At 39.2% G+C, this 1,160-nt stretch carries 2 pseudogenes; both read right to left on the reverse strand.

Annotation, left to right across the window (positions count from 1 at the left end):
- A pseudogene (locus NG833_RS29350) lies at positions 1-364 on the reverse strand (IS701 family transposase); the annotation flags it as partial.
- 581 nt (positions 365-945) lie between these two features.
- Positions 946-1,160: pseudogene (locus NG833_RS29355) on the reverse strand (hypothetical protein); the annotation flags it as partial.

Raw genomic sequence — 1,160 nt, forward strand, 5'->3', positions numbered from 1 at the left:
ACCAATAGAGAATAGAATTAAAACCGAGCATCGGCAGGAGGAGTAATTGAAGATTATTTAACGCGCTCTTCCAATTCGCTTGATGATTCCAATGAGGATGTTGAGTGACCGAAGACCTAAAAATTTCTGAGGTTGGAGTCTCCGAACTTGTTGCTGAAGACTTAAAAGGAGCAGTGGTCAAAGTAACAAGCAAATAAACACTACAGACAAGTGACCACCATTTTTCGATATCCGAGTAATGAGTCAGCCTCCAATCGGCCCATCCCAACTCAGACTTACATTGCCTAAATCCATATTCAACCCAAGTTCTATCTCCGTATATATCCCCTACATTTTCAGGATTAAGGCTCGGAATGTTACTCATCACAAAACTGGTCGAATTTTCCGGCAAAGTCTTTTTATCTGTTGTGAGGTCTCAATAAGTTTTCTGTCCTTTTTCCCCAAAAATAACCTCTCTTATATAGCGAGCTTCTGTTTTACCCTGACTCATATTCCGGGTAAATGTTGACCATTCATTGGCTGAAACGCTTTGTCCTTCAGGTAGCCAGACTCCATGATTACTCCTGATTGATACCATATACAAAAGTTCTAATTCCTCCAGTTTACTCAAAAACTAGGTCTCACTTTCTCCATAAAGACTGTCGGCTAATACTAATTCTATTTGGAAACCAAGGTAGACCATCTCTTCAATTAATCCGGCGGCAATTTGAGGTTTGATTTTATAAACATCTCCCGGTTTTAAGCACTTTTGAGGTTTGAAGACTTCAAAGAGGATTGGGAACGTTATTCCCTCAATTAATCCGTAAGCAACTACAGATACAATTCCGTTTTCTACCTTTCCTAATCGACCGATATATTACCGAGCTACATAATCAGGTTTTTTGCCTTTTTTAGGGTCTCCAGTCTCATCAATAATCACCCGAATTATTCGACATTTTAAATGATTTAAAATGAGCTGGATTCTCGAAATTTATGTGCTACTGAATGTCCCAAGGAGAGCGAGTCAGAAACTGGTGTAAGCCCTGGGCGTTTTCTAGTCCCAAAACTTTCGCGATTTCCCGCACAAGTTTTCCGTTTTATTTCGGATAATATTCCTACATGGATATTCTTAAATGCCTCATAAGTCCTAACATCTGAAAACAGGCTTTTATAGTTTTCAC

It is taken from the genome of Oscillatoria sp. HE19RPO, from assembly GCF_024220515.1.
GTDB lineage: Bacteria > Cyanobacteriota > Cyanobacteriia > Cyanobacteriales > Laspinemataceae > Laspinema.